The organism is Duganella sp. OV510 (assembly GCF_900100205.1).
Taxonomy (GTDB): Bacteria; Pseudomonadota; Gammaproteobacteria; order Burkholderiales; family Burkholderiaceae_D; genus Rugamonas.
The window spans coordinates 172,039-196,845 of sequence record NZ_FNEQ01000004.1; the positions used below are offsets into that span (position 1 = coordinate 172,039).

General features: G+C 62.6%; 21 protein-coding genes and 1 pseudogene. 9 read left to right on the forward strand and 13 right to left on the reverse strand.

Annotated features, from left to right (window positions below; genetic code table 11):
* Positions 1–22 precede the first annotated feature (22 nt).
* From BLS51_RS13025 to BLS51_RS13050, 6 genes and pseudogenes are all read left to right on the forward strand, one after another.
* A complete protein-coding gene (locus tag BLS51_RS13025; RefSeq protein WP_090189257.1) occupies positions 23–802 on the forward strand; it encodes an SDR family oxidoreductase in 780 nt (259 codons plus the stop codon).
* Positions 803–824: 22 nt separating this feature from the next.
* Positions 825–1,223 carry a dihydroneopterin aldolase gene (locus BLS51_RS13030; protein WP_090189254.1) on the forward strand — a complete coding sequence of 133 codons (399 nt, stop codon included), beginning with the start codon at positions 825–827 and terminating at the stop codon, positions 1,221–1,223.
* On the forward strand, positions 1,220–2,137 hold the full coding sequence (ttcA, locus tag BLS51_RS13035; RefSeq protein ID WP_090189252.1) for a tRNA 2-thiocytidine(32) synthetase TtcA: 918 nt from the start codon (positions 1,220–1,222) through the stop codon (positions 2,135–2,137). Before BLS51_RS13030 ends, ttcA begins: the two co-directional genes overlap by 4 nt.
* 22 nt (positions 2,138–2,159) lie before the next feature.
* A complete protein-coding gene (locus tag BLS51_RS13040; protein WP_090189250.1) occupies positions 2,160–2,399 on the forward strand; it encodes a CopG family ribbon-helix-helix protein in 240 nt (79 codons plus the stop codon).
* A gap of 123 nt (positions 2,400–2,522) precedes the next feature.
* Positions 2,523–2,666: pseudogene (locus tag BLS51_RS30625) on the forward strand (type II toxin-antitoxin system RelE/ParE family toxin); the annotation flags it as partial.
* A 61-nt stretch (positions 2,667–2,727) separates the two neighbouring features.
* Positions 2,728–3,066: a hypothetical protein gene (locus tag BLS51_RS13050; RefSeq protein ID WP_090189245.1), complete on the forward strand. Its 339-nt coding sequence runs from the start codon at positions 2,728–2,730 to the stop codon at positions 3,064–3,066.
* Here the strand turns inward: BLS51_RS13050 and BLS51_RS13055 are convergent.
* From BLS51_RS13055 to BLS51_RS13070, 3 genes are all read right to left on the reverse strand, one after another.
* Positions 3,063–4,832 carry a M14 family metallopeptidase gene (locus BLS51_RS13055; RefSeq protein WP_090189243.1) on the reverse strand — a complete coding sequence of 590 codons (1,770 nt, stop codon included), beginning with the start codon at positions 4,830–4,832 and terminating at the stop codon, positions 3,063–3,065. The two genes, BLS51_RS13050 and BLS51_RS13055, sit on opposite strands and share 4 nt — an antisense overlap.
* Before the next feature lie 50 nt (positions 4,833–4,882).
* Positions 4,883–6,238 (reverse strand): S41 family peptidase, encoded by a 1,356-nt coding sequence (locus BLS51_RS13060; protein ID WP_090189241.1) that lies wholly within the window; start codon positions 6,236–6,238, stop codon positions 4,883–4,885.
* Positions 6,239–6,529: 291 nt separating this feature from the next.
* A complete protein-coding gene (locus tag BLS51_RS13070) occupies positions 6,530–7,447 on the reverse strand; it encodes a LysR family transcriptional regulator (RefSeq protein WP_090189236.1) in 918 nt (305 codons plus the stop codon).
* Positions 7,448–7,550: 103 nt separating this feature from the next.
* Here BLS51_RS13070 and BLS51_RS13075 point away from each other — a divergent pair, with 103 nt between their 5' ends.
* Positions 7,551–8,750, forward strand: a complete 1,200-nt coding sequence (locus BLS51_RS13075; protein WP_090189234.1) for an MFS transporter — start codon at positions 7,551–7,553, stop codon at positions 8,748–8,750.
* Here the strand turns inward: BLS51_RS13075 and BLS51_RS13080 are convergent.
* From BLS51_RS13080 to hppD, 3 genes are all read right to left on the reverse strand, one after another.
* Positions 8,747–11,446 carry a TonB-dependent receptor plug domain-containing protein gene (locus tag BLS51_RS13080; protein WP_090189232.1) on the reverse strand — a complete coding sequence of 900 codons (2,700 nt, stop codon included), beginning with the start codon at positions 11,444–11,446 and terminating at the stop codon, positions 8,747–8,749. The two genes, BLS51_RS13075 and BLS51_RS13080, sit on opposite strands and share 4 nt — an antisense overlap.
* A 154-nt stretch (positions 11,447–11,600) precedes the next feature.
* On the reverse strand, positions 11,601–15,167 hold the full coding sequence (locus tag BLS51_RS13085) for an indolepyruvate ferredoxin oxidoreductase family protein (RefSeq protein ID WP_090189230.1): 3,567 nt from the start codon (positions 15,165–15,167) through the stop codon (positions 11,601–11,603).
* Positions 15,168–15,282: 115 nt separating this feature from the next.
* Positions 15,283–16,404 (reverse strand): 4-hydroxyphenylpyruvate dioxygenase, encoded by a 1,122-nt coding sequence (gene hppD / locus BLS51_RS13090; RefSeq protein WP_090189228.1) that lies wholly within the window; start codon positions 16,402–16,404, stop codon positions 15,283–15,285.
* Positions 16,405–16,530: 126 nt separating this feature from the next.
* Between hppD and BLS51_RS13095 the strand changes: the two genes are divergently transcribed.
* Positions 16,531–17,055 (forward strand): Lrp/AsnC family transcriptional regulator, encoded by a 525-nt coding sequence (locus tag BLS51_RS13095; RefSeq protein ID WP_090189226.1) that lies wholly within the window; start codon positions 16,531–16,533, stop codon positions 17,053–17,055.
* Between the two features lie 3 nt (positions 17,056–17,058).
* Here the strand turns inward: BLS51_RS13095 and BLS51_RS13100 are convergent, their stop codons facing one another.
* The 5 genes from BLS51_RS13100 to BLS51_RS13120 all read right to left on the reverse strand — a co-directional run bounded on the left by BLS51_RS13100 (position 17,059) and on the right by BLS51_RS13120 (position 22,988).
* On the reverse strand, positions 17,059–18,249 hold the full coding sequence (locus BLS51_RS13100; RefSeq protein WP_139168700.1) for a S1C family serine protease: 1,191 nt from the start codon (positions 18,247–18,249) through the stop codon (positions 17,059–17,061).
* A 116-nt stretch (positions 18,250–18,365) separates the two neighbouring features.
* Entirely contained in the window at positions 18,366–19,031 is a 666-nt protein-coding gene (locus BLS51_RS13105; protein ID WP_090189222.1) for a GNAT family N-acetyltransferase, read from the reverse strand.
* Positions 19,028–20,269: a multifunctional CCA addition/repair protein gene (locus BLS51_RS13110; RefSeq protein ID WP_090189313.1), complete on the reverse strand. Its 1,242-nt coding sequence runs from the start codon at positions 20,267–20,269 to the stop codon at positions 19,028–19,030. Before BLS51_RS13110 ends, BLS51_RS13105 begins: the two co-directional genes overlap by 4 nt.
* Complete coding sequence (locus BLS51_RS13115; protein WP_090189220.1) at positions 20,269–20,991, reverse strand: glutathione S-transferase family protein; 723 nt, start codon at positions 20,989–20,991, stop codon at positions 20,269–20,271. Before BLS51_RS13115 ends, BLS51_RS13110 begins: the two co-directional genes overlap by 1 nt.
* 23 nt (positions 20,992–21,014) lie before the next feature.
* On the reverse strand, positions 21,015–22,988 hold the full coding sequence (locus BLS51_RS13120) for a lytic transglycosylase domain-containing protein (RefSeq protein WP_090189218.1): 1,974 nt from the start codon (positions 22,986–22,988) through the stop codon (positions 21,015–21,017).
* A gap of 30 nt (positions 22,989–23,018) precedes the next feature.
* Here BLS51_RS13120 and BLS51_RS13125 point away from each other — a divergent pair, with 30 nt between their 5' ends.
* The gene (locus BLS51_RS13125; RefSeq protein WP_090189216.1) at positions 23,019–23,600 is read left to right on the forward strand and encodes a 5-formyltetrahydrofolate cyclo-ligase; all 582 of its coding nucleotides are present in this window, start codon (positions 23,019–23,021) and stop codon (positions 23,598–23,600) included.
* Here BLS51_RS13125 and metF read toward each other — a convergent pair whose 3' ends face one another.
* Positions 23,601–24,428 carry a methylenetetrahydrofolate reductase [NAD(P)H] gene (gene metF / locus BLS51_RS13130; protein ID WP_090189213.1) on the reverse strand — a complete coding sequence of 276 codons (828 nt, stop codon included), beginning with the start codon at positions 24,426–24,428 and terminating at the stop codon, positions 23,601–23,603.
* Complete coding sequence (locus tag BLS51_RS13135) at positions 24,421–24,771, reverse strand: phage holin family protein (RefSeq protein ID WP_090189211.1); 351 nt, start codon at positions 24,769–24,771, stop codon at positions 24,421–24,423. The genes metF and BLS51_RS13135 overlap by 8 nt, the downstream gene beginning before the upstream one ends.
* Positions 24,772–24,807: the final 36 nt, after the last annotated feature.

Sequence of the window (24,807 nt, forward strand, 5' to 3'; positions counted from 1 at the left end):
CGGCATTATATCCAGTTCAAACATGATGACAGCACAGGACAATCCGGCCGCTCGCGTGGCCCTCGTTACCGGCGCCGGACGCCGCATCGGCCGCGCCATCGCGCTCGGCCTGGCGCGCGCCGGCTGGGACGTGGTGGTGCACTACCGCGCCTCCGCCGCCGAAGCGGGCGACGTGGCCAATGACATCATCGCGCTGGGCCGCCGCGCGGTCGCGCTGCAATGCGACCTGGCCGACGAAGCCGCGGTGCGCGAGCTGCTGCCGCGCGCGGTGGCGGCGCTGGGCGCCGTACATTGCGTGGTCAACAACGCTTCGCTGTTCGACTACGACAGCGCCACCGACTTCAGCCCGGCGCTGCTGGATGCGCACATGCGCGCCAACGTCACCGCGCCGATCCTGCTGGCACAGGCGCTGCACGCCGCCACGCCGGACGGCCAGCAGGCCGCCGTCATCAATCTGCTGGACCAGAAGCTGTACAATCTCAATCCTGATTTTTTGTCGTACACCCTGTCCAAGGCAGCGCTGCACACCGCCACCACCATGCTGGCGCAGCAACTGGCGCCGAAACTGCGCGTGGTCGGCGTCGCGCCCGGCATCACCATGGCGTCCGGCGACCAGACCGACGCCGGTTTCGCCAACGCGCACCAGCAAACGCCGCTGGGCCGTTCCAGCACACCTGAAGACATTGCCGACGCCGTCGCCTACGCCGCCTCGGCGCGCGCCTTGACCGGCACCACGCTGCTGGTCGATGGCGGCCAGCACTTGCTGCCGCTGCCGCGCGATGTGATGTTTTTAGCCAAATAATTTAATCTCTAGAAGGTAATCCATGCTGTCCGCCCTGATCCACCCGCAACTGAACGACTGCCGCCGCCTGTTCCTGCGCAATTACGAAGTCATGATTAACATCGGCGTCTACGAGTTCGAGAAAAAAGGCGAGCAGCGTCTGCTGATCAACGTCGACCTGTACATCCCGCTGTCGGTATCGTCGCCGCAGCACGACCAGCTGGAAGAAGTGGTGGATTACGACTTCATGCGCAACACCATTGCCCAGCGCATGGCGCGCGGCCACGTGCAGCTGCAGGAAACCCTGTGCGACGACATCGTCCGCGAAATGCTGGCCCACCCGAGCGTGCGCGCGGCGCGCGTCTCCACCATGAAGCCTGACGTCTATCCGGATTGCGAAGGCGTCGGCGTCGAAGTATTCAAGATCAAGGAACAAGCATGAACGCAGTCATCGACAATCTAGGCGCCAAGGCGGCCGACAAGATCGCCCACGAAAACAACAAGCTGCACAAGCGTTTGTGCCGCCTGGTCGGCCAGGCTATCGGCGACTTCAACATGATAGAAGACGGCGACAAGGTCATGGTCTGCCTGTCCGGCGGCAAGGACTCGTACGCGCTGCTGGACATCCTGATGACGCTGCGCGAACGCGCGCCGATCCACTTCGACATCGTCGCGGTGAACCTGGACCAGAAGCAGCCGAACTTCCCGGCCGACATCCTGCCAGCCTACCTGGACAAGCTGGACATCCCCTACCACATCGAAAACCAGGATACCTACAGCATCGTCAAGCGCCTGATCCCGGAGGGTAAAACCACCTGCTCGCTGTGCTCGCGCCTGCGCCGGGGCATCCTGTACCGCGTGGCCGATGAACTGGGCTGCAACAAGATCGCGCTGGGCCACCACCGCGACGACATCCTGGAAACCTTCTTCCTGAATATGTTCTTCGGCGGGAAAATCAAAGGCATGCCAGCCAAGCTGGTTTCCGACGACGGCAAGCACATGGTGATCCGCCCGCTGGCCTATGTGAAGGAAGCAGACACCGAGCGCTACGCCGAAGTGAAGAACTTCCCGATCATCCCGTGCGACCTGTGCGGCTCGCAGGAAAACCTGCAGCGCAAGCAGATCAAGAACATGCTGCGCGAATGGGAGAAAAAGCACCCAGGCCGCGTGGAGAACATCTTCTCGTCGCTGTCGACGGTGGTGCCATCGCACCTGATGGACCGCGACCTGTTCGGCTTCAAGGACATCAAGGCTGACGGCATCGCCAACCCGCTGGGCGACATCGCCTTCGACGAAGAGCCATGTTCGACCCCCGCCCCGGTTGCGGGTATCATCTCCCTGCAGCGCGAAGACTGAACACATTCAAGGGAGTGCAGCGATGACTGATAGCTTGCTGATCGAAGTTCCAGTGACACCCGAGCTGAAAAGAGCGGTAGATCAAATCGCGGCGCTATCGGGCCAGCCGCCACCTGAAATTGCACAGGAAGCATTGCAACACTATGTGAGCTGGCGCGCCGCACAACTCGCGGATCTGCAACATGCCATTGCCGCAGCAGACCGCGATGAGTTTGCCACAGAGGACGAAGTGACAGCCCTGTTCACTCGTCATGGCGCCTGACCGCCAGCTCCGCTGGACCAAGCGCGCCCTCGCTAATCTGGACGACATTGTTCAATTCATCTCGACAGACAAACCACAAGCAGCGCATAAACTCGCGCAAGTAATTCGGCGAAGACGGGAGCGCTACAGATAGCGCCAAGTCTCGGCCGTGAACTCTTGCCTGGCATCCGCGAATTGATAGTGCATCGCCACTATCTCATCACCTATCGCGTAAAATCTGATCGTATAGAAATTCTTCAGGTATGGCACACTGCACGTCAGCGTTGACACCTTCTTCCTTTGCCCTCGGCTAGGAAGCGGGACCAATCACCCAGGGTAAGGAGAACACATGAAGATCGAATCGAAAGCGCTGAGCGATTCATTGCTGGCGAATTTTGCACCGAAGAAGAATGGCGACGGCACAGCGGATTTCGGCGCGCTGCTCAAGCACGCTGAAACCAAGCAGTCGGAAGGCGCGGCGGAGCTGGAGAAATACCTGAAAATGACGCCGGCCGAACGCATGACCAAGGCCATGCTGAACAAGCTGGGCATCAGCCAGGCGGATTTCGATGCCATGACGCCGGAGCAGCAGGCCGCTATCACCGCCAAGATCACCCAGATGATACGCGAAGAGATGGAGCAGAAGATGGCGCAGAAACCCGGCGCCACCTCCGCCAACGCCATTTAATACTTCTGCGCGGTACGCATCACCGGATACAGCTTGTAGCGCTCATCCCACGATGCGTGCCGTTTGGCGAAGAACTCCAGCCGCTTGGCCGGGCTCTTGTTGAACTCCGCGTCGGTGTCCAGCTTCTTCTGGAACTCGGCGCGCAGTGCCGGATCGGCGGCCAGCTGATCGCGCGCCACCTCTTCCGCCACATAGTCCTCCATATACTCCTTGCGCTCGAAGGCGTTATTGAACTCGCCCCAGGCCAGCAGGCCGTCGGCGCCACGTGGTTCCAGCAACGTCATCACCAGGCGCGCCTTCGGCTGTGCGATCGGCACAAACAGCGCGCCCTTGCTTAACGCGCGGCGTTCGCGGCTCCAGTCGCCGTCCACCGCCAGCGTCTGATGGCCTTCGAAGGACTGCGTGCCCAGCGTGGCCTTGGTGGCACGGAAGGTTTCCACTTCAGCCGACATCTGGTCATCCTTCAGCACCTTGAATTCGACGCCATGCTGTTTCAGCTTGGCGCCCACCCAGGCGGCGTGCGCCAGCGGCACGATGTAGCCGCCCAGCGGCGCTGCCACACGCAGGTCCGGCACGATCTCGTCGCGCAGCGGCACAGTCCACACCTGCGGCTTGTTTTCGTCGTAGCGGGTCCACAGGCCGCCGGAAATCTCCGAATGCTCGCGCACATATTGATAGCCAGGGAACTGGATGGTCTTGGTATTGAAGGTGGTGCGGTAGCTGAGCGGCACATCGCTGCCGGCCAGCGCCAGCGCGCGCGCATCGGCCTCCCTGGTCAGTTTCTGCCATTCCTTGCCATGCTGCGCCACCTGCGACATCAGCGAGACGATGGTGTTGTAGGTGATGCGCACGCGGGTCGGGTAGTCCTTCCACGAATGCGTTTCGACCAGCATGGCGAAGCGGTTACGCAGCAGGAAGTAGCCAGTCGAGAAGCGCGGCGTCGACATGGTGTCGACAAAGCCGGACATCGGATCGTCTTCCTTGGCAAACGAGATGTAGTACGGCTTCGGGTCCGAGCCCTTGGCCTTCAGGTCCGCCATCACATTGGCTTGCAGCGCGGCGCCGGCCACTTTCAGCGCTTCGTCGCCGCCGTGCACCGGCTCCACCTGGATCGACACGTCCGGCTGGAACTTGGCGCCGTCGGTGACGTGCAGGTCGACATAGGCCAGCGGGTCCCAGGCGTTGACCAGTGCCAGCATGGCCTGCATCTCCGGCGCATCGGCCTTCACGTAATCGCGGTTCAGATTGTAGTTCTGCGCCGTGGTGCGCCAGCCCATTTCCACCGGGCCGCGCTGGTTCGGGCGGTTGTTCTTGCCGAAGCGTTCATGGCCGTCGACGTTGAACACCGGGACGAACAGCAGCACCTGCTTGTCCAGCGCGCCCGGCGCGGTCTTGCCTTCCAGCGCTTCGCGCAGCGCCAGGAAACCGGCGTCCTTGCCGTCGATTTCACCGGCGTGGATGCCGCCCTGGATCAGCAGCACCGGCACGCCCTTCTTCTTCGCCTGCTCCGCCGTCAGCGCACCGCTGCGGCTGACGGCCAGCGCCAGCATCGGCCGGCCTTCCGACGTGCGGCCGAATTCAACGCAGCGCACCTGCTTCGGATAGGCTTTCTGGAACTGCGCGCACAGCGCCACCACTTCATCGTAACGGCCGGTGGCCTGGAAGCCGGAGCGTTCCGAAACGGTGGTCAGCGGTGCGCCAACGGGCGCGGCGTGGCCCAGCGTGGAGGTGGCGGCAAAGGCAAGCAGTAAGGCGGAACGTATCATGGGCAGGCTTCCAGCAAAGGTTGATCGATTAGTATAGTCAGGTTTTCACATCAGCGCGGACGCAAGGCGATTTCCTTGCCCACCGGTCGCAGCAGCTGCAACGGACCGGTGCTGCTCGAACTACGCGCGCGCAGCGGCGTTGCCGGGCAGACGCCGTTGGCGCGGTAGCTCAGTGCGGTCGCCAGCAGACGTTCGCTGCTGTCACCCAGCGCATGGTCGAGATCATCATCCGCCTTGCAGGTGGCCTGGAAGCCATCGGCATAATCGCCAAAACCTTTGTTGTTCGCGCCCTGCATCTGGATGGCGAAGTATGTGGTGCCGCAATTCTCTTGCGGGACAAAGGCATACGGCTTGCCGCAGGTTTCACCGCCAATCAGGTTCACCTCAACATCAATGCCACGCAAGCTATTGATCACCGACTCGCTGGCCGAGCAGGTACCCGCAGTGGTCAGCACCGTCACCCGCTTCAGCCCCAGGTAAGGCAGCGTGACGCCTGCTTTCAGCGACGTCGGCGCCAGGCCGTAGGAGACGGTCCGGAACATTTGCGGCGCCTGCGGTGGGCGCTTGTCATTCAGCTGCAGCCGCTCGAACACTTTGCCATCCGTGGCGGCCGGGCCGGCGATCATATAGGCCAATTCGGAAGCCACCAGCAGATAACCGCCGCCGTTGTAGCGCATGTCCAGCACCAGGTCGGACACATTCGCCGCTTTCAGCGTGGTGAAGGCATCCAGCAGCTGACGCTCGGCAATCGCATTGTGATCGTTGAACTGCAGGTAGCCCACGGCGCCGGTCGAGGTACTGATAACGCGGGTGTTCTGTACCGCCGCTTCCGTCACCTTCTGCGACGTCAGCGAGAACGTCTGCGTGCTTTCTCCGCGTTTCAGCGCAAAGGCATGCGTTTGACCGGCGGCGGTCGGCGACAGCGCAGCCAACGCCGTGCTGGTAGTGGCATCAGCGCCGTCGACCGACACCAGCGTGTCGCCACGCAGCACACCGGCCTTGCTGGCCGGCGAATCCGGCTCCACCATTGTCACCACGTACACACGCGGCGTGGCGCCGGTACTGCGCGACCAGGTGATGCCATAACCCAGCGTGACGCCGGCGCCGCTCATCGCCTCCCACACCTCGCTTGGGTAGGTGAAGTGGAAGCGGTCCTTGGGCTGGCCGGACGCAGTGATCAGCGGCGTCTTGAGCACCGCGAAATAATCGAGGACGGTCTTGTAATCGGCCATGTTCAGATTGGCCGGCACTTCCTTGTACCAGAGATAACCCTCGTCGATAAAGGAACGCAGCCAGCGCATCTCCTCGGTCAGCGTACCCTGCCCATCATAGTACGGCAAGCCATTGGGCTGCGTGCCTTGACGCGGATTGGCGCAGTGGTTGGCCAGGGTCAGGAAATCCGGCAAGGTCGGCGTCGTTGGCGTAGTCGGTGTAGTCGGTGTAGTCGGTGTAGTCGGTGTAGTCGGTGTAGTCGGTGTAGTCGGTGTAGTCGGCGTTTCTGGCGTAGTGGGAGTCGTTGGAGTCGTTGGTGTAGTTGGCGTCTCAGGCACCGTGGGCGGCGTAGCCGTACTGCCACTCCCGCCACCGCCACAGGCAGCGAGCAAACTAAGAAGGGTGACGGCAATCAGATGGGGCGTATATTTCATTAAGGAATTATATCCGCGCTTTGCCCCTGGATGCCAAACCGGCAAGCTGTCTTACAATTTAGCTTGCAGATCAGCATCCCGCCGCAGCAGTTGCGCCAGCCAGTCGGCAAACACGCGCAGGCGCGGCGACGACATGCGCCCCTGCGGATACAGCAGCGACAGCGGCATCGGCGTCGGCGGCGTCGACGCCAGCACTTCGACCAGCGCGCCGCTGGCCAGATGCGGCCGCACCTGATAGCGCGCCAGCTGCGCCAGCCCCAGTCCCTGCAAGGCGCAGCTGGCGCTGGCCTCGGCGTCGTTGACGGCGATGGCGCTGCGCACCTCGGTGGTCACCACGCTGCCGTCCACGATGAAGTCCCAGTCGAACGGGCGGCCGGTGCGGCCGGAGAAGTGCGCCACGCAACGGTGTTCGCGCAGCTCGGTCCACGCCTGCGGCACGCCATGCTGTTGCAGGTAGGCCGGCGCCGCGCAGGTGACGAAGCGCATGCTGCCCAGCGGCCGCCCGATCATCGCCGAATCCTGCAAGGCGCCCACGCGTAGCGCGCAATCGGCGCCCTCCTCGGTCAGGTCGCGCACGCGGTCGCTGAGGCTGACCACCAGGTCGATATCCGGATAAGCGCGGCAGAAGTCGCCGATATGCGGCAGCACCACATTGCGGCCGAAAGTGCCGGGCAGTTCCACCCGCAGCTTGCCGCGCGGCTGGCCAGCGCCCTGGCTGCGGTAGATGCTCTCGGCATCCTCGACCGCCTGCAGGATCTGCTGGCACTTGCGGTAGTAGTCGGCGCCGTCCGGCGTCAGCGACAGCCGGCGCGTAGTCCGCTGCAGCAGCTGCGTGCCGAGGAAGGCTTCCAGCTTCTTGATGGTGGCCGTCAGCGCGGCGCGCGGCAGGTCCAGCGTCTCGGCGGCCTTGGTAAAGCTATTGGCCTCGACGATGCGCACAAACGTCTGCATGGCTTTGAGTCTGTCCATGATTGTTCACATAATGTGAAAAGTATAGGTGCATTATGCCCTAATTATCTTTGCCCGGCTTTTGCCTAAAATCTGCTCATCAACTTCTTACTGGAGCACCATCATGAGCAACAAAGACATAAGCCCCGGCATGGTCACGCTGCTGGCCACCGCCACCGGCCTGATCGTCGCCAGCCTGTACTACGCACAAACCCTGGTCGGCCCGATCAGCGCCTCCACCGGTCTGTCGCCGGAAGCGGCCGGCCTGGTCGTCACGCTGACGCAGATCGGCTACACCATCGGCCTGCTGTTCATCGTGCCGCTGGGCGACCTGCTGGAAAACCGCCGCCTGATCTTCACCGGCCTGCTGTTCACCTCGGCGATGCTGGTGCTGGCCGCCGTCAGCAGCAGCGCCTGGATGTTCCTGACCGCCGCGCTGGGCATCGGCCTCGGTTCGGTGGCGGCGCAAATCATCGTGCCGTTTGCCGCCCACCTGTCGCAGGAAGCCACGCGCGGCGCCACCGTCGGCAAAGTGGTTAGCGGCCTGCTGCTGGGCATCATGCTATCGCGTCCCGCCGCCAGCCTGGTGGCAGACGCCACCAACTGGCACGTGGTATTTGCCGGCGCCGCCGTGCTGGTGCTGATCGTCGCCTTCGTGCTGCGTGCCAAGCTGCCGCTGCGCGCACCGAATCACCACATCAGCTATCCAAAGCTGATGGGCTCGCTGTGGCAGTTGTTCCTGCAAACGCCGGTGCTGCGCCGCCGCGCCGCTTATCACGCCGGCCTGTTTGGTTCGTTCAGCCTGTTCTGGACCGTGACCCCGATGATGCTGTCCGGCCCCGAGTTCCACCTGTCGCAGACCGGCATCGCCATCTTTGCGCTGGTCGGCATGGCCGGTGCGATGGCGTCGCCGATCGCCGGCAAGCTGGCCGACAAAGGCCACACGCTGATGGCCACCGCCGCTGCACTGGCGCTGGGTGTGATCGGGTTTGCCTTGCCGCTGCTGGTGCCAGGTTCGCGCGATGTGGCGCTGGCGGTGCTGGTGATCGCGTCGATCGTGCTGGATATGGGGGTGGCGGCGAATCTGGTGCTGGGCCAGCGCGCCATCTTCTCGCTTGGCGCGGAAGTGCGCAGCCGCCTGAATGGTGTGTACTTCGCGCTGTTCTTCGCCGGTGGCGCGCTGGGTTCGGCGCTGGGCGGCTGGATGTATGCCACCCACGGCTGGCATGGCGCGCTGCTGACCGGCATGGCCTTCAACGGCGCCGCGCTGCTGTACTGGGTGACCGAGTACCTCGGCCACGCCAGCCAGCGCAAGGCTGCTTAAGAACCGAAGTGGTAGTTCAGCTCGACCCAGGCCTGACGGCCTACCGGGCTGTAACTGCCAACCGGATAGTACGGCCAGCCGCCGCTGGTATCGGTCTTGACCTTGTTGAACAGGTTGTTCACCGCCACCGACAAGGTGGCGCTTTCGTTCAGGCGGTACACCACGCTGCCGTTGACCAGCGTGGTCGGGGTCAGGTAGCCGTCGCCGGCACCGTTCGGGATTTTGCTGTAACGCTGCAGGAACAGGGTATTCGACCATTTGCCGATGTTCCAGGTGACGCTGGCGTTCAGCTTGTCGCGCCAGTCGGCGTTGGTCAGGTCGTGCAGGTCGTCGTTCAGCGGATCACCGTCAAACTGGCGCGAATGCTTGTTCAGCGTCTTGGAGTAGTTGCCCTTGGTGATGATGTTGCCGAAGTTCCCGGTACGGAACACATACTTGGCAGCGATATCGATCCCATCCACACTGGTCGATGCGGCATTGATCGGATTGACCAGGATCTGGCGGATCTCACCCGGACGGTTCAGCGCATTGTCCGGGAAGCGCACCACGCGGGCGATGGTGTCGGCGCAGGTAGGCGAGGTCAGGTCACCACGGACGCGGCAATCGGCTTCGTCACGCAGCAACTGGTCGGCGCTCAGGTTGGTGACCAGGTCGCTGATCTTGATGTTCCAGTAGTCCAGCGACACATCGAAATCGGCGCTCGGCGACCATACGATGCCCAGGCCGGTCGAACGGCCGCGCTCCGAACGCAGGTCCTTGCTGCCGGTCTGCACATAGTCGGCGCCCGGCGAGTAGTTGGCGTAATCGCAGTCAGCGACCGGCTGGCCGGCCTTGGCGCAGCGGTAGTAGTCGGTGGTCGACGAATAGTAACCGGTGCCGCGCGCCTTATAGATGTAGTTCATGTCCGGTGCACGGAAGCTGGTGGCATAGGTGCCGCGCACCAGCAACTGCTGCAGCGGACGCCATTCGAGGCCGCCGTTGTAGGTGAACTTGCCGTCGTTGCGGCCGGCAAAGCTGTAGCGGTCATAGCGGCCGGCCAGCGTGGCGTTGATCGAGGCGATCACCGGGATATTGGTTTCAACGCCAACCGCGTAGCGCTTGCGGGTGCCGGCGGTGACGTCGGCGCCGGTGGCGGCGTTGAAGTAGCCCTGGTTGATACGGCCATCCGGCGTATTCGAGAAGCCCTGCTTGCCGACTTCACCCACCAGCGCCACCTTGACCGGGCCGGCCGGCAGCGTGAAGGCTTCGCCGTTGGCGGTCAGGCTCAGGGTGTTGGTCCACGACTTGTCGTCGCTGATCGAGTTGTCGGTGATGCTGTTGAATTCCGCTGGCGTCAGACGCTGCGTCAGGCGCGCCGGATCGGGCGCGTAGATCGCTACGCCATTCTTGTCGACGCCCAGCTGCGGGCCGAGGAAGAAGCTGTCGATATTCGCCAGCGCGCGTGGACGGTGGTCCTGGCTCTTGTACAGCGAGGCGGTGTAGCCGGCTTCATAGTTCCAGCTGGTGCCCGGAATGACGCCGCGCGCGCCGAGCGACAGCGAGCTGGCCTGGTCATCCCAGTAGCGGTTGTAGCGCTCCACGCCGCCCATTTCTTCCGGCGAGATGTAACGGCTCCAGGCCTCATAGGCGCTGGTGTTCTGGTTCCAGAAATAGGAGTCGGTCAGCGAGCGCGACGTCCACGACGGGCCACGCGTGTTATTGGTGCTGCGGTTCTGGCCGAACAGCGCTTCCGCGTACAGCGTGGTGGTTGGCGACAGCTCATAGTTGGCGCTGCCGAAGACGTTCTGGCTGCTGTTCTTGGTCACCGTGGTCCAGTAGGTCGGGCCGACCGTCGGGCTGGCGCAATAGCTGCCGGTACGTGCGGTGTACTTGACGGTGGTGCCGCCGAACATATCGGCGTTGTTGGCGCAGGTGTTGCCCAGGTCGACGTATTGGCCGGTGCTGACATTGCGGCGCGCCAGGACCGAGGTCGGCGCCACGCCGGTGCGGGTGGCCATGAAGTCGCGGTCGGCGCTCCACAGCGGATCGCGTTCCAGCAGCTCAATGCTGAACAGTGTATTCAACTTGTCGAAGCTCTTCCCGCCGGTGAACTGCAGGCGCTTGTCGTTGGCGCCGCCGCGCGAGGTGCCGCCGGCCTTCACATTGATATCGTAACCGTCGTACTGGCGCTTCAGGATGATGTTGACCACGCCCGCCACCGCGTCCGAGCCGTAGACGGCCGACGCGCCACCGCTCAGGATCTCCACGCGGTCCACGACGCTTGATGGAATATTCGCCAGGTTGGTGAAGTTGACCGTGCCTTCATAGGCGACCGGGAAGTCCGCCATGCGGCGGCCATTCAGCAGCACCAGCGTGTGATTTGGTCCCAGGCCGCGCAGGCTGATGGCGTTGGCCGATGGGGTAAAGGTATTGCCGAAGTCGGCGCCCTGCACGAAACCGCTGTTCTGGGTCTGGTTGGTCAGCGCGTCGAAGACATTGCGGTAGCCCTGCTTCTCGATATCGTCGCCGGTAATCACGGTGACGGCCGACGGGCCTTCGGTGCCGGCGCGTGGAATGCGCGAACCGGTAATGACTACAGCTGGCGGCGTGGTTGCCGCCGCAGTCTCCTGGGCCAGCGCCACGTCAGGGCTGACAACGCCGCACGACAGCGCGATTGCGCCTGCCGCCAGCGGGTTCAACTTAAATTTTGTTTGCATTGAAATATTCCCGCGAAGAAAAGGTGCCACCTTATCAATTGCGAGGATATAACTGAACGAATGTTTTCTTCCTAGCTTATTCAGAAATGCACTATTTCAGTGCAAAACAAAAAGCCGGGGAATTACCCCCGGCTCAGTCAACTATGCCCAAAAATCAGGCAGCGTGCGTGACTGCTGGTTGAGGCGCTTGGACCGGCACTGGCTTGCCAAAGTCGGCCAGCAATTTGGCTTCTTTCTGCTTGGCTGCCAGCAGGTGGCGTTCCTTGACGTGGCCGTAGCCGCGGATGTCTTCGGGGATGCTGGCGATAGCGACGGCTTGCGCCAGGTTATCTGCCGTCAGCTTGGGCAGCAAGGCGGAGACGGTGTCGCGGTACTCGGCGATCAGCGCACGTTCCATCTTGCGTTCCGCCGTGTGGCCGAACGGATCCAGCGCCGTGCCGCGCAGGCCTTTGAATTTGGCCAGCACGCCGAAGGCTTTCATCATCCATGGTCCGAATTCCTTTTTGACCAGGTGCCCCTGGGCGTCGGTCTTGGCGAAGATCGGTGGCGCCAGGTGGAATTTCAGCTTGATGTCGCCGTCGAACATGCCGGCCACTTTCTGCTGGAAGGCGCCGTCGGTGTACAGGCGCGCGACTTCGTATTCGTCCTTGTAGGCCATCAGCTTGTAGTAGTAGCGCGCCACAGCTTCAGCCAGGCGGCTGCCCTTGCCCAGCTTGGCTTCTTCCGCGCGGACCTGGTCGACAAACGATTTATACTGTTTGGCATAATCGCTATTCTGGTAGGCGGTCAGCAGCTCGACGCGCCTGGCGATGATGTCGTCCAGCGTCTGAGTGCGTTTGAACTCGATCACCTTGGCCGGCGTGGTCAGCTTGGTCACCGACGCCAGGTCGTGCGCGGCGGTGCGGCCCCAGTGGAAAGCGGCCTTGTTGAAGCCTACCGATACGCCGTTCAGTTCAATCGCCTTGATCAGCGCGGCCTCGCTCAGCGGGACCTGGCCTTTCTGGAAGGCGTAGCCCAGCATGAACATATTGGTGGCGATCGAGTCGCCCATCAAGGCGGTGGCGATCTGGCCGGCATCGACAAAATCAACGTTGTCGTTGCCGCAGGCGCGGATGATTTCACTGCGCGAGCCGGCGTCGGGGAACTGCCAGTCCGGATTCTTGACGAAAGCAGCGGTGGACGAGCCGGTCGAATTGATCATCGCGTGCGTGCGGCCTTCGCCCATGCGTGACAAGGCATCGCGCGAAGCGGTGACGATCAGGTCGCAGCCGATCACCAGGTCGGCGCTGCCGGTGCCCACGCGGGTTGAGTGCAGGTCGCTCTGGTGGTCCGCCAGCCGCACATGCGACATCACCGGGCCGCCCTTCTGCGCCAGGCCACTCATGTCCAGCACAATCGCACCCTTGTTCTCGACGTGTGCCGCCATGGCCAGGATCTGGCCGACCGTCACCACGCCGGTGCCGCCGATGCCGGTGATCAGGATGCCGAACGGCGTCTCGGTCGATGGCAGCACAGGCATCGGCAGCACGGCTTGCGGCGCCTCGCCGGTGGCGGCTTTCTTCGGCTTCTTCAGCGCTCCACCTTCCACCGTCACAAAGCTCGGGCAGAAGCCGGTGGTGCACGAGAAGTCCTTGTTGCACGAGGACTGGTTGATCTGGCGCTTGCGGCCCAGGTCCGTTTCCAGCGGCTCCACCGACAGACAGTTGGACTGCACCGAGCAGTCGCCGCAGCCTTCGCACACCGCTTCGTTGATGACCGCGCGCTTGGCCGGATCAGGATACTCGTTGCGTTTGCGGCGGCGGCGTTTTTCGGACGCACAGGTCTGGTCGTAAATCATTGCCGACACGCCTGGCTGGTCGCGCAGTTCGCGCTGCACGTCCATCAAATCGCTGCGATGGCGCACGGTGACGCCTGGCGCCCAGTTGTAATCGGACGGATATTTTTCCGGCTCGTCGGTCACAACGATAATCGGCGATACACCTTCCGCCGCGATCTGGCGCGAGATCATGCCAGGATCAAGCGGGCCGTCGAACTGCTGGCCGCCGGTCATCGCGACCGCATCGTTGAACAGGATCTTGTAGGTGATGTTGACCTTGGCCGCCACGGCCGCACGTATCGCCAATATGCCCGAGTGGAAGTAGGTGCCATCGCCGAGATTGGTGAACACGTGCTTCTCGTTGGTGAACGGCGCCTGTCCCACCCACGTCACGCCTTCCGCGCCCATGTGGGTGAAGGTCGATGTCTCGCGGTCCATCCACAGCACCATGTAATGGCAGCCGATGCCGGCCAGCGCGCGCGAACCTTCCGGCACCTTGGTTGACGAGTTGTGCGGGCAGCCGGAACAGAAATACGGCGTGCGGTCGGTCTGTGGATTGGCTTTCACCGGCAGCGTTTTCAGCGCCAGCTCTTTCGCTTCCAGATACGCCACGCGCTCCTGCACACGCTTGGCCACCGGATGGTCCTTGCAGTAGTGGGCGATGCGCGAGGCGATGGCGCGGGCGATCTGCGCCGGATTCAGTTCATAGGTGGCCGGCAGCAGCCAGTCGCCGTGGCCGGTCTTGCCGTGGTTGCTCCACTCGCCGGTGTCATCGAACTTGCCGACCACGCGCGGGCGTTGGCCGTCCGGCAGGTTGTACAGTTCTTCCTTCAGCGCGTATTCGAGGATCTGGCGCTTCTCTTCCACCACCAGGATCTCATCCAGGCCCTTGGCGAATTCCTGCACGCCTTCCGCTTCCAGCGGCCAGGTCATGCCGATCTTGTACAGGCGGATGCCGATGTCGGCAGCAGCTTGCTCATCGATGCCCAGGTCGGCCAGCGCCTGGCGCGTATCGAGATACGATTTGCCGGCGGTGATGATGCCGATCTTCGGCTTCGGCGAATCCCAGATGATCTTGTTCAGCTTATTCGCGCGGCAGTAGGCCAGCGCGGCGTACCACTTGTAGCTGTTCATGCGGACTTCCATGTCCAGCACGGTGTCCGGCCAGCGGATATTCAGGCCGCCTTCCGGCAGGTCGAAGTCGGTCGGCAATGCGATCTGCACGCGGTCCGGATCGAAGTCCACCACGGCGCCGGATTCGATGATGTCGGTCACGCACTTCATCGACACCCACAGGCCGGTGTAGCGGCTCATCGCCCATGCGTGCAGGCCGTAGTCGATGTATTCCTGCACCGACGCTGGATACAGCACCGGGATGCCGCAGGCGTTGAGGATGTGATCCGACTGGTGCGCGGTCGAAGACGACTTGGCCGCGTGGTCGTCGCCGGCCAGTACCAGCACGCCGCCATGCCTGGCGCTCCCCGCATTATTCGCGTGTTTGAAGACGTCGCCGCAGCGGTCCACGCCTGGGCCTTTGCCATACCACATCGAGAACACGCCATCGTACTTGGCGTCTTTGAACAGATTGGTTTGCTGGGTGCCCCAGACGGCGGTGGCCGCGAGGTCTTCATTCATCCCCGGATGGAATTTGACGTGATGTTCGTCGAGGTACTTCTTGGCCTTCATCGCCGTCATGTCGACGCTGGTGACGGGCGAACCGCGATAGCCGGTGATGTAGCCTGCGGTGTTCAGGCCGGCCTTCAGATCGCGCTCGCGCTGCATCATCGGCAGGCGTATCAGCGCCTGGGTGCCGGTCATGAAGGCGCGGCCGCGTTCCAGCGTCCATTTATCGTCCAGCGTGATGTCGGCCGGGTCCAATAGCAAACCCTTTTGAGGTGCATTCATTGTTTTTGTCTCCAAATTTTTAGATACGCAGCGCGGCAAGGCCGGATAGGCTTTGCCGCGTGGCGCCGGTGCTCTGTCTATGTGCTTTGCTACCGGCCTGCTATTACTCTACTCTTTATGCGGGAGTCTTGCTGGTGTCCTGCAAAACACCGCGCTTGATCTGATCCAGCTCGATCGATTCGAACAGCGCGCGGAAGTTACCTTCGCCGAAGCCCTGGTCGCCCTTGCGCTGGATGATCTCGAAGAAGATCGGGCCGATCACGTTCTGCGTGAAGATCTGCAGCAGCAGCTCGCGTTCCTGTTCGTTGCTCTGGCCATCGATCAGGATGCGCAGGCGGCGCAGGTCGTCCAGGCGCTCGCCGTGATTCGGCAGGCGGCGGTTCACCAGTTCGTAGTAAGTCTCGATCGTGTCCTGGAAAGCGATGCCTTCCTTCTTCATGCCTTCGATCGAGGTGTAGATATCGTCGGTGCCCAGCGCGATGTGCTGGATGCCTTCGCCGTGGTACTCGTCCAGGTACTCGGCGATCTGCGATTTGTCGTCCGACGATTCGTTGATCGGAATCCGCACCTTGCCGCATGGCGAAGTCATGGCTTTCGATTTCAGGCCGGTCAGCTTGCCCTCGATGTCGAAGTAGCGCACTTCGCGGAAGTTGAACATCTTCTCGTAGAAGTCTGCCCATTCCTTCATGCGGCCACGGTGAACGTTGTTGGTCAGGTGGTCGATATAGGTCAGGCCATGGCCGACCGGATTCGCTTGCGCGCCAGGGATCGCCACGAAGTCGACGTCGTAGATACTGATGTCGCCGATCGCGCCTTGCTGCGCATCGCCGTTCTTGCCGCGCCAGCGGTCCACCAGATAGATCAGCGAATCGCCGACGCCTTTGATCGCCGGGATGTTCAGTTCCATCGGGCCGGTCTTGTTATCGAAACCCCAGGCGCCCTTCTCCAGCATGGATTTGTAGGCGAACGCGGAGTCCTGCACGCGGATGCCGATCGCACATACGGACGGACCGTGCTGGCGGGCGAAACGCTGGGCGAAGGAATCCTTCTCGGCGTTGATGATGAAGTTGATGTCGCCCTGGCGGTACAGGGTCACGTCCTTGTGGCGGTGGCGGGCGATGGCGGTAAAGCCCATGCTCTCGAACAGCGCGCCGAGGGCTTTAGGATCGGGTGCCGCGTACTCGACGAACTCAAAACCGTCGGTCCCCATCGGGTTGTCCCATGGCTGGAATTGCATGCGTGTCTCCTTATTCGAATAGCGCACAGTATAGATCCGCTCCGACAGCAGTAAATTGCAAACAATTCCCACGCCCAGCCATTTTGAGCAATAATATTGCCTTAATTGAGAATTTCCGAGGTATTTATGACCAAAATTGCGCTAGACAAAACCGATCGTAAGATTCTGTCCATATTGCAATCCGACGGCCGCCTGTCGAACCAGGACGTGGCCGAACTGGTGGCGCTGTCTCCTTCCCCCTGCCTGCGCCGCATCAAGCGCCTGGAAGAAGCAGGCGTGATCCGCCAATACGTCGCGCTGCTGGACCCGGACAAGATCGGCCTGGGCTTGCTGGCGTATGTGAACGTGCGGCTGGAGAAGCACAGCGAAGCGGCGGCGCACAGCAACGCGCGCGCACTGGGCGCCGCCAACGCGCCGCCATCGCCGCGCGCCGACTTCGCCGAATCGGTGGCGCAATGGCCGGAAGTGGTGGCCTGCTACGCCATGACCGGCGAAATGGACTACCTGCTGCGCGTGCACGTGGAAGACATGGACCACTTCTCGCGCTTCATGATGGCGACGCTGCTGCGCCACCCGGCCGTGCTGGACGTGAAGTCCTCGTTCGCCCTGCAACGCATCAAGGACACCACCGCACTGCCGCTGGCCGATTAAGATTTACTGCAGGCCGAGGCCCAGTTTATCCAGCGCCTCGCCAATCGGAATGAACAGGCCAATACCGGCGGCGTCGGCGCCCTTGGCTTTGGCCTTGGCGATGCCGATCAGGCCACCGTCGGCGTCCACCAGCGGGCCGCCGCTGTTGCCGGGGTTAAGCGGCACATCGCTCTGGATATAGACCTGTTCATCGAACTTGCGCACGCCGCTGAACACGCCGCGCGTGACGGTGCTGGCCAGCGCGGCGCCAAACGGCGAACCGATCGCATACACGTCGTCGCCGGGCTTGGCGACCTCCAGGCGCACATACACCGGCACCGGCGGTTCGATATCGGTCTTGATCAGCGCCACGTCGCGTGCGGCGTCGCGGCGCACCACCTCGCCCGGCACCGAATAGCCGCCCTGCATCCGCACCCGCACATATCTGGCGTCGCCCACCACGTGCTGGTTCGAAATCACATAGCCATCGCGGCCGATGAAGAAGCCGGAACCGCTGGCACCGGCGTTTTCCACCGTAACCACGGCGCTGATGATCGCCTTGGCACTGGTCTTCACGCTTTCCTTCGGCCGCGCGCCATTCTTCACCGTCAGCAGATCCGGCGTGGCGGCGACCGGCGCTGCGGGCTTGTCGCGAAAGGCGTTGACATAGGCCGGATCGGCAAACAGCTGGTTGAGTACATTGGCCATCAGCTTGTCGTGGAAGTCCGCCTCCTTGATCCGGCTGTCCGAAGTAAAGCTGCCTTCGATCACGCGCGAGTACACCACTTTCTGCTGCTGGTTGGAGAACAGTTCAGCTTTCACCGTCATCTGCATGGTGCCGCTCATCTCCGGCGCCGCGATACAGACCGTGCTCTTCATCGCCGTCAGCGACAGACCGATGCGGAAATCAGCGCCGTTGCTGGCACCTGGACTGGCAAAGGCCGAGTTATCGGCCTCGTACTTGGGATAACCCAGCGCCGCCGAGCGCTCGTTGAAGACGATCAGCATCCGGCGCGACACGTACTGGTCGTAGGTCTTGCTGTAGATGAAATCGGCGGAGTTGGTGCAGAACAGGCCGCGCGACACGGTGCCGATTTTTTGCGGCTGCTCGATGCTCACGCGCCAGTTCTTCAGTTGCGCGGTCTTGCTCAGGCCCTCGCCGGCAACGTTGATCGGCTGGCCGCCATCGGCGAACGCCGGGGTTGCGGAGGCCATGAACAAGGCGATGCTACACAAGCTGACTAGCGACTTCACACTCAGACCCTTTGATAATATTAAAGTACAGCAATATTATCACGTTGATATGTCTAGAGAATTGCGAATCGGTAATTTTATTTCTTGCCGATCAGGCGCCCGATCCACTTGGCGGCGATGCGCTTGTTGGCCTTGTAGGTGTAGTCGAGCACCGCGAATTGTTCGTGCAGCGCCTCTTGCAGCATGCTGGACGGATCGGCCGGCAGCAGCTTCAGGTAGGCATCGGCCTCGCCATAGTCGCGATGGATTTCCATGCCGGCCTTCTTGGCGATGTGCATCATGGTCTTGTTGGTCGACAGGCAGTGCATGTACAGCGTGTCGACATCGTTGTTGCGGCAATGGATGGCGGCGCGCTCGAACAGCCTGGAGCCGACGCCCATGCCGCGCGCCGAACGGCTGACCGAGACGCCGAATTCCGCCACCCGCTCCTTTTCCGTCACCGTGCTGGATTCATCGCGCGGCGCGAACGCCAGATGGCCGACCGCCACCAGCCGGAACACGCGGTTGTACACGCCAAACACCATGTCGCGCGAGAAGTCGATGCGATTGACGTAGTTGCTCACCTGCTCGTCCGGCAGCACGGAGCCGAAGCGCAGCAGGCGGTCGCTGTCTTCCAGTTCCATGAAGTGCCGCAGCATGCGGCGCCGGTCGCGTTCACGCAGTTCCTTCACCAGCACCGTCGGACGCTTGCCGTCCTTGTTTCTCAACCGGCGCAATGGGTTCTGGAACAGGTCGGCGCTCATTCCTCGTCTTCTTCTTTCAGCGCGGCCTTGACAGCGCGCACCCGCGCCGCGTGCACGCGCTCAGGGATGCGTTGCGGGTTATCGGCGCAGCCTTGCGCGATTTCGCCGGCGTTGACGCCGCGCGCCGCCGCCAGCGCTGCCTCCAGATGCGCCAGTTGCGGGAACGGCGTCTCCGCATAGCTGGCCTCAGGGCCGATGCGGCCACGTGCATCGCATTCAGTCGCCAGCAGCATCTGCGTGAAACGTGCCGGCTTGCGGAAAGCGTCGCAACGCTCGAACAGGGTGACGATGGTGTTGGCGCGCAGTTGCAGCGCGCGGCCGACGTTGCCGTGTTCGCGTGTCGTCATCACTGCCAGGTCGCGGCATTCGGTTGGCACGCGCAGGCGCTTGCACACCTGTTCCACCAGCTTGACGCCCAGGCCTTCGTGGCCGTGATGCGCCGGCCAGTTGTCGGACGGCGTCACACCCTTGCCCAGGTCATGCATCAGGCAGGCGACGCGCACCGGCAGTTCGCGCTCCAGTTTTGCGGCACAATCGATCACCTGCATCACGTGGACGCCGGTGTCGATCTCCGGATGCCATTTCTCTGGTTGCGGCACGCCCCACAGCGCGTCCAGTTCCGGCAGGATGCGCACCAGCGCGCCGCAGTCGCGCAGCACGGCGAACATGCGCGATGGCTTGTGCTCCATCAGGCCGCGCGCCAGTTCCTGCCATACGCGTTCGGCCACCAGCGCATCAACTTCGCCCTCAGCCACCATCCGCTTCATCAGTTCATTGGTTTCCGGCGCCACGGTGAAGTCGCTGAAACGCGCGGCAAAGCGCGCCAGCCGCAGAATGCGCACCGGGTCTTCGGCAAAGGCATCGGAGACGTGACGGAAGATGCGCTGTTCGATATCGCGCTGGCCGCCATACGGATCGGTAATGCTGCCGTCATCGGCGCGCGCCATGGCGTTGATGGTCAGGTCGCGCCGCACCAGGTCTTCCTCCAGCGTGACATCGGCCGAGGTGTGGAATACAAAGCCCTTGTAGCCCGGTGCGGTCTTGCGCTCGGTGCGCGCCAGTGCGTATTCCTCTTGCGTCTGCGGGTGCAGGAATACCGGGAAGTCCTTGCCCACCGGGCGGAAGCCCTTGGCGAGCATATCGTCCGGCGTGGCGCCCACCACCACATGGTCATGATCCTTGACCGGCAGGCCAAGCAGCGCATCTCGTACCGCGCCGCCTACAACATAGGTTTGCATCATTTGTCCGGCATCTCGGCGTCGTGCCTGGACGCCGTTTCGGTTTCCGCCAGCGCTTCGCTGACCCAGCGCGCCACCGCCGGATGCGACAGCACGCGCTGGCAGTAAGCGTCCAGCGCTGGCGCCAGCGACACGCCATAGGTACGGAAGCGCATCACCACCGGCGCGTAATAGGCGTCCGCAATCGAGAATTCGCCGAACAGGAACTGGTGATGGCCGAAACGCGACAGGCACTCCTCCCAGATTTCGCTGATGCGGCCGATGTCGGCCTGCGTGCCCGGCGTGCGGCCCTTGCCCGGATAGCTGGCGCGGATATTCATCGACATCGAGGTGCGCAGGTCGCTGAAGCCGGCATGCATCTCGGCGCACACCGAACGCGCCATGGCGCGCGCCGCCACGTCCTGCGGCCACAGATGCAGCTCGGGGAACTGCTCGGCCAGGTATTCGCAGATAGCCAGGCTGTCCCAGATGGTCATCTCTTCGCCGGCCAGCAGCACCGGCACGCGGCCGGAGGCCGAGTAGCTGCAAATGCGGTTGGCGGTGTCGTCCTGGTCCAGCAGCACGCGCACTTCCTGGAACGGGATGCCGAAAGCAACCATGGTCACCCATGGGCGCATCGACCATGACGAGTAGTTCTTGTTGCCGATGATGAGCGTGAGGCCTGGCTCGCGCGCCGCCGCAAGCGTCTGCGACAGGCTGGGATCGAGGTGGGTAGTCTGCATGGTGATACGTCCTGTTTTAAAAATCAGCGCGGGCCGAAACTGGTTTCCTGTTCCTCGGCCTGGGTGTAGCCTTTCGGGCCGACCGTGCCCAGGCGCGCCTTCAGCGATTGCGGCCGCCCTTCAAACAGCGCCGCGTAGTAAGTGGCATTCGACATCACGTTCTTGACGTAAGTACGCGTTTCGAAATACGGGATCGACTCGATGAACACGGTGGCGTCCATCGGCTTGCTCAGCGTGGCGCGCCAGGTGCGCAGGCGTCCAGGGCCGGCGTTGTAGGCGGCGGTGGCCAGCACCTCGTTGCCGTCCATATTCCCCAGCACCATGTTCAGATAGTTCGTACCCAGCATGATGTTGTAGCGCACATCGCTCAGCATCTCCTGCGCGAAGTCGGACAGGCCGATCTTCTTGGCGACCCAGCGGCCGGTGGATGGCATCACCTGCATCAGGCCCGAGGCGCCGACGTGCGATTGCGCGTCCATGATGAAGCGCGATTCCTGGCGGATCAGCCCATACACCCAGGCCTTGTCCAGGCCCAGCGTCTGCGTGGCCGGATGCATCACATCGTTGTGCGGCGACGGGAAGCGCTGCGAATAATCGACCTGGATGCGGGTGCGCTCGGAGGTGTTGACCATGCGGTCGAGGATATTGTTCTGGCGCGCATATTCGGCAGCGGCCAGGTGTTCGCGTTCGTTGAAGCCGCGTAGCGCCCAGTTCCATTCGCGCGTGCCTTCAAAGCGCAAGCGCATGCTGAAGAACTTCAGCGCGCGCTGGATGTTCGGGTTGGCGGCGATCGGCGCGATCTCGGCCTGCGAGATCGGCGCGCCCGGCGTTGGAATGGTAATCAGCTTGCCGGATTCCTCCAGCGCCAGCTGGCCATAATAATTCGACTGCTCCGAAATGCTGCGGAACAGCTGCAATGCCTCACCGTTTGGCTGGCTGCTGACGCCATCACGCGCCATCAGCGCGCGGCCCAGCCAGTACACCCAGGCCGGATCATTGCGCAGCGACTGCGGCATGGCGCGGATATTGTTCTCCACCTGGCGCCAGTCGCCGTTGCGCATGGCGATGCGGGTCTTCCATTGGATCTGGTCAATCGACAGCGGTGCGCCGCTGGAGCGCTTCCAGTAGTCGGTGGTTTCCGGCGACAGCGAATACGACGATTGCAGCGCGATCGCCGCCCACGCCTGCTGCTGCTCCTGCGACGACATCTTCGGCATCGCCTTGTTCAGGCCCAGCACCGCCAGCTTGGTGCTGGTCTTGGCCAGCCGGCCGAGTGCGACGATGAAGATCTGGTGTTCGACCTTGCCTGGACCGATGCCCTTGGCCACCGCCACGGTCGGCAGGTCGACTGCCTGCACGGCTTTCTTTTCCGGGCCATCGAGCAGCGCGACGATGCGGCGCGCCTGGCCGGTGGCGTTGAACTCACCTGACAGGCGCAGTTGCGCGTACAGGTCTTCAGTGTTGAACTGGCCGTTCTGATACAGCGTGGCGATCAGGTCCGCGCATGGCTGGCCGTACACCGATGGAGAGGTCAGCAAGGCGCGCGCTTCGTCGGCCACTTTCTGGCCTTTCAGCGCGCGCGAGATCAGCGCATAGCATTTGACCTGGGTGTCGTCGTTCAGCACAAACAGCGGATACTGTTCGTCGAAGGTGGCCCAGTCACGCTTGCGTCCCAGTTCCAGCAGCCAGTCGTTGCGCAGGCGGTCGACGATGGCCTGGCCCTGATAGCGCTTGAAGAAATCGCGGATATCGGCCTGCGTGGCATCCTTCAGGCGCGATTTCAGCCGATAATAATCAACGTAGGACGGAATGGAGTAGCTGGCCAGGCGGGCGGCGTAGAAATCCGCCTTGGTGGCGTCATCCTGGCGCACGGCATCGCGCAGCAGCAGGAAGGCATCGTCATCCCTGCGGCTATCTGCGCTGATATCGTCGGCGTGGGCAAGCGAGGTAAAGGCAACGACGACAGCGCCGGCAATCCATTTCGAAGCAGAAATCAATGTGCAACTCTCTAAAGTCTTGAACCAAATATGACCAGCGACCCTAGAATACCACGCAGCGCGACCGTCTCACCAGTAGAGAAGGCGGAATTGCGCAAGCAGCTGCTGACCGCGCGCCGTGCGCTTGATCCGGCCACGCGCGCGGCCTGGGACCGCGCCATCGGCGATCACGTGATCGCCTGGTGGAAGGCCGCGCGGCCGGCGGCGTTGGGCGTCTACTGGCCGCTGCGCGACGAGCCGGACCTGCATCCGGCCTACGCGGAACTGGCGCGCCTCGGCGCACGGCTGCTGTTGCCGGTGGTGGTGCAAAAAGATGCGGCGCTGGAGTTTGCCGAATGGCGCATCGGCGAGGTGATGGTGAAGGACCAGATGGGGGTGGCCGTGCCGGCCGATCTGCGCTTGCAGGCGGACTATCCGCCGGCGCTGCTGGTGCCTTGCTTGGGATTTAATCCACAAGGTTATCGATTGGGCTACGGCGGCGGTTTTTACGACCGCACGCTGGCGCGTCACACACCGCGTCCGCAGACACTGGGGATTGCCTACCAGTGTCTGCAGGTGCAGTTTGCCGGCGATCGTCATGATGTGGCGCTGGACCGCATCATCACCGAGTGATTACACCAGGCGTTGCCACAGCGCGGTGGTGGCCGCCGCCTGGTTCATGCTGTAGAAGTGCAGACCAGGCGCGCCGCCTTTCAGCAGACGCTCGCCCAGTGCCGACACCACATCCAGGCCAAACGCCTTGATCGAGGCGCTGTCGTCGCCGAAGCTGGCCAGCTTCAGCCGCACCCAGCGCGGAATCTCGGCGCCGCACATATCCGAGAAGCGCATCAGCTGCGTGTAGTTCAGGATCGGCATGATGCCCGGCACGATGGGCGCTTCGATGCCCAGTTTCTGCGCCTGCTCGACGAACTGGAAGTAGGCGTCAGCGTTGTAGAAATACTGGGTGATGGCGGAATTGGCGCCAGCCTTGATCTTGCGCTCGAACGCCAGCAGGTCATCCTGCGGCGAACGGGCCTGCGGGTGCACTTCCGGGTAGGCCGCCACTTCGATGTGGAAGTGATCGCCGGTCTCCTGGCGGATGAACTCCACCAGCTCATTCGCATAGCGGAATTCGCCACCGGCGCCGTAGCCGCTTGGCAGGTCGCCGCGCAGCGCGACGATGCGCTGGATGTTGTGCGATTTGTATTCGGCCAGAATGGCGCGGATCGACTCGCGCGTGCCGCCGACGCAGGACAGGTGCGGCGCGGCGTCTGCACCGGCAGCCATGATCTCGACCACGGTGTCCAGCGTACCCTGCTGCGTGGTGCCGCCAGCGCCGAACGTCACCGAGAAATATTTAGGTTTCAGCTCGGACAGCTTGGCGCGCGTGACGCGCAGCTTTTCCGCGCCTTCCGCCGTTTTTGGCGGAAAGAATTCGATACTGAAATTCGGATTATCCATCTGAGTTCTTCAAAAATAAGGTAGAAAGAGCCCAGGAAATAATGCTGTACAACACGGCGCCACCGACGGCGGACAGATAGCTGTCGACATGGAAACCATCAACCCATTGCGCCACCAGCCAGAACATGAAGCCGTTGACCAGGAAGATGAACAGGCCCAGCGACAGCACAGTCACCGGCAAGGTCAGCAGCAGCAACACCGGTCGTATCAGCGTATTGACCAGGCCCAGTACAAGAGCCGCGACGAGGGCTGCGCCTATGCTTGTGACATCGACGGAATGCATCAGGTAAGGCACTGCCAGCAAGGCAAGGGCATTGATTAACCAGGTAAGGACCAAACGCATAATGAAAGTTCTCGCTGCAAAAAAACGGGGCCCGGA

Coding starts and splice junctions, on each gene's coding strand:
- BLS51_RS13095 (WP_090189226.1), top strand. CDS start 16,531: ATGACCAAAATTGCGCTAGACAAAACCGATCGTAAGATTCTGTCCATA.
- BLS51_RS13080 (WP_090189232.1), bottom strand. CDS start 11,446: ATGCAAACAAAATTTAAGTTGAACCCGCTGGCGGCAGGCGCAATCGCG.
- BLS51_RS13100 (WP_139168700.1), bottom strand. CDS start 18,249: ATGGCCTCCGCAACCCCGGCGTTCGCCGATGGCGGCCAGCCGATCAAC.
- BLS51_RS13040 (WP_090189250.1), top strand. CDS start 2,160: ATGACTGATAGCTTGCTGATCGAAGTTCCAGTGACACCCGAGCTGAAA.
- BLS51_RS13115 (WP_090189220.1), bottom strand. CDS start 20,991: ATGCAGACTACCCACCTCGATCCCAGCCTGTCGCAGACGCTTGCGGCG.
- ttcA (WP_090189252.1), top strand. CDS start 1,220: ATGAACGCAGTCATCGACAATCTAGGCGCCAAGGCGGCCGACAAGATC.
- BLS51_RS13105 (WP_090189222.1), bottom strand. CDS start 19,031: ATGAGCGCCGACCTGTTCCAGAACCCATTGCGCCGGTTGAGAAACAAG.
- hppD (WP_090189228.1), bottom strand. CDS start 16,404: ATGCAATTCCAGCCATGGGACAACCCGATGGGGACCGACGGTTTTGAG.
- BLS51_RS13135 (WP_090189211.1), bottom strand. CDS start 24,771: ATGCGTTTGGTCCTTACCTGGTTAATCAATGCCCTTGCCTTGCTGGCA.
- BLS51_RS13070 (WP_090189236.1), bottom strand. CDS start 7,447: ATGGACAGACTCAAAGCCATGCAGACGTTTGTGCGCATCGTCGAGGCC.
- metF (WP_090189213.1), bottom strand. CDS start 24,428: ATGGATAATCCGAATTTCAGTATCGAATTCTTTCCGCCAAAAACGGCG.
- BLS51_RS13030 (WP_090189254.1), top strand. CDS start 825: ATGCTGTCCGCCCTGATCCACCCGCAACTGAACGACTGCCGCCGCCTG.
- BLS51_RS13110 (WP_090189313.1), bottom strand. CDS start 20,269: ATGCAAACCTATGTTGTAGGCGGCGCGGTACGAGATGCGCTGCTTGGC.
- BLS51_RS13050 (WP_090189245.1), top strand. CDS start 2,728: ATGAAGATCGAATCGAAAGCGCTGAGCGATTCATTGCTGGCGAATTTT.
- BLS51_RS13075 (WP_090189234.1), top strand. CDS start 7,551: ATGAGCAACAAAGACATAAGCCCCGGCATGGTCACGCTGCTGGCCACC.
- BLS51_RS13085 (WP_090189230.1), bottom strand. CDS start 15,167: ATGAATGCACCTCAAAAGGGTTTGCTATTGGACCCGGCCGACATCACG.
- BLS51_RS13025 (WP_090189257.1), top strand. CDS start 23: ATGATGACAGCACAGGACAATCCGGCCGCTCGCGTGGCCCTCGTTACC.
- BLS51_RS13055 (WP_090189243.1), bottom strand. CDS start 4,832: ATGATACGTTCCGCCTTACTGCTTGCCTTTGCCGCCACCTCCACGCTG.
- BLS51_RS13125 (WP_090189216.1), top strand. CDS start 23,019: ATGACCAGCGACCCTAGAATACCACGCAGCGCGACCGTCTCACCAGTA.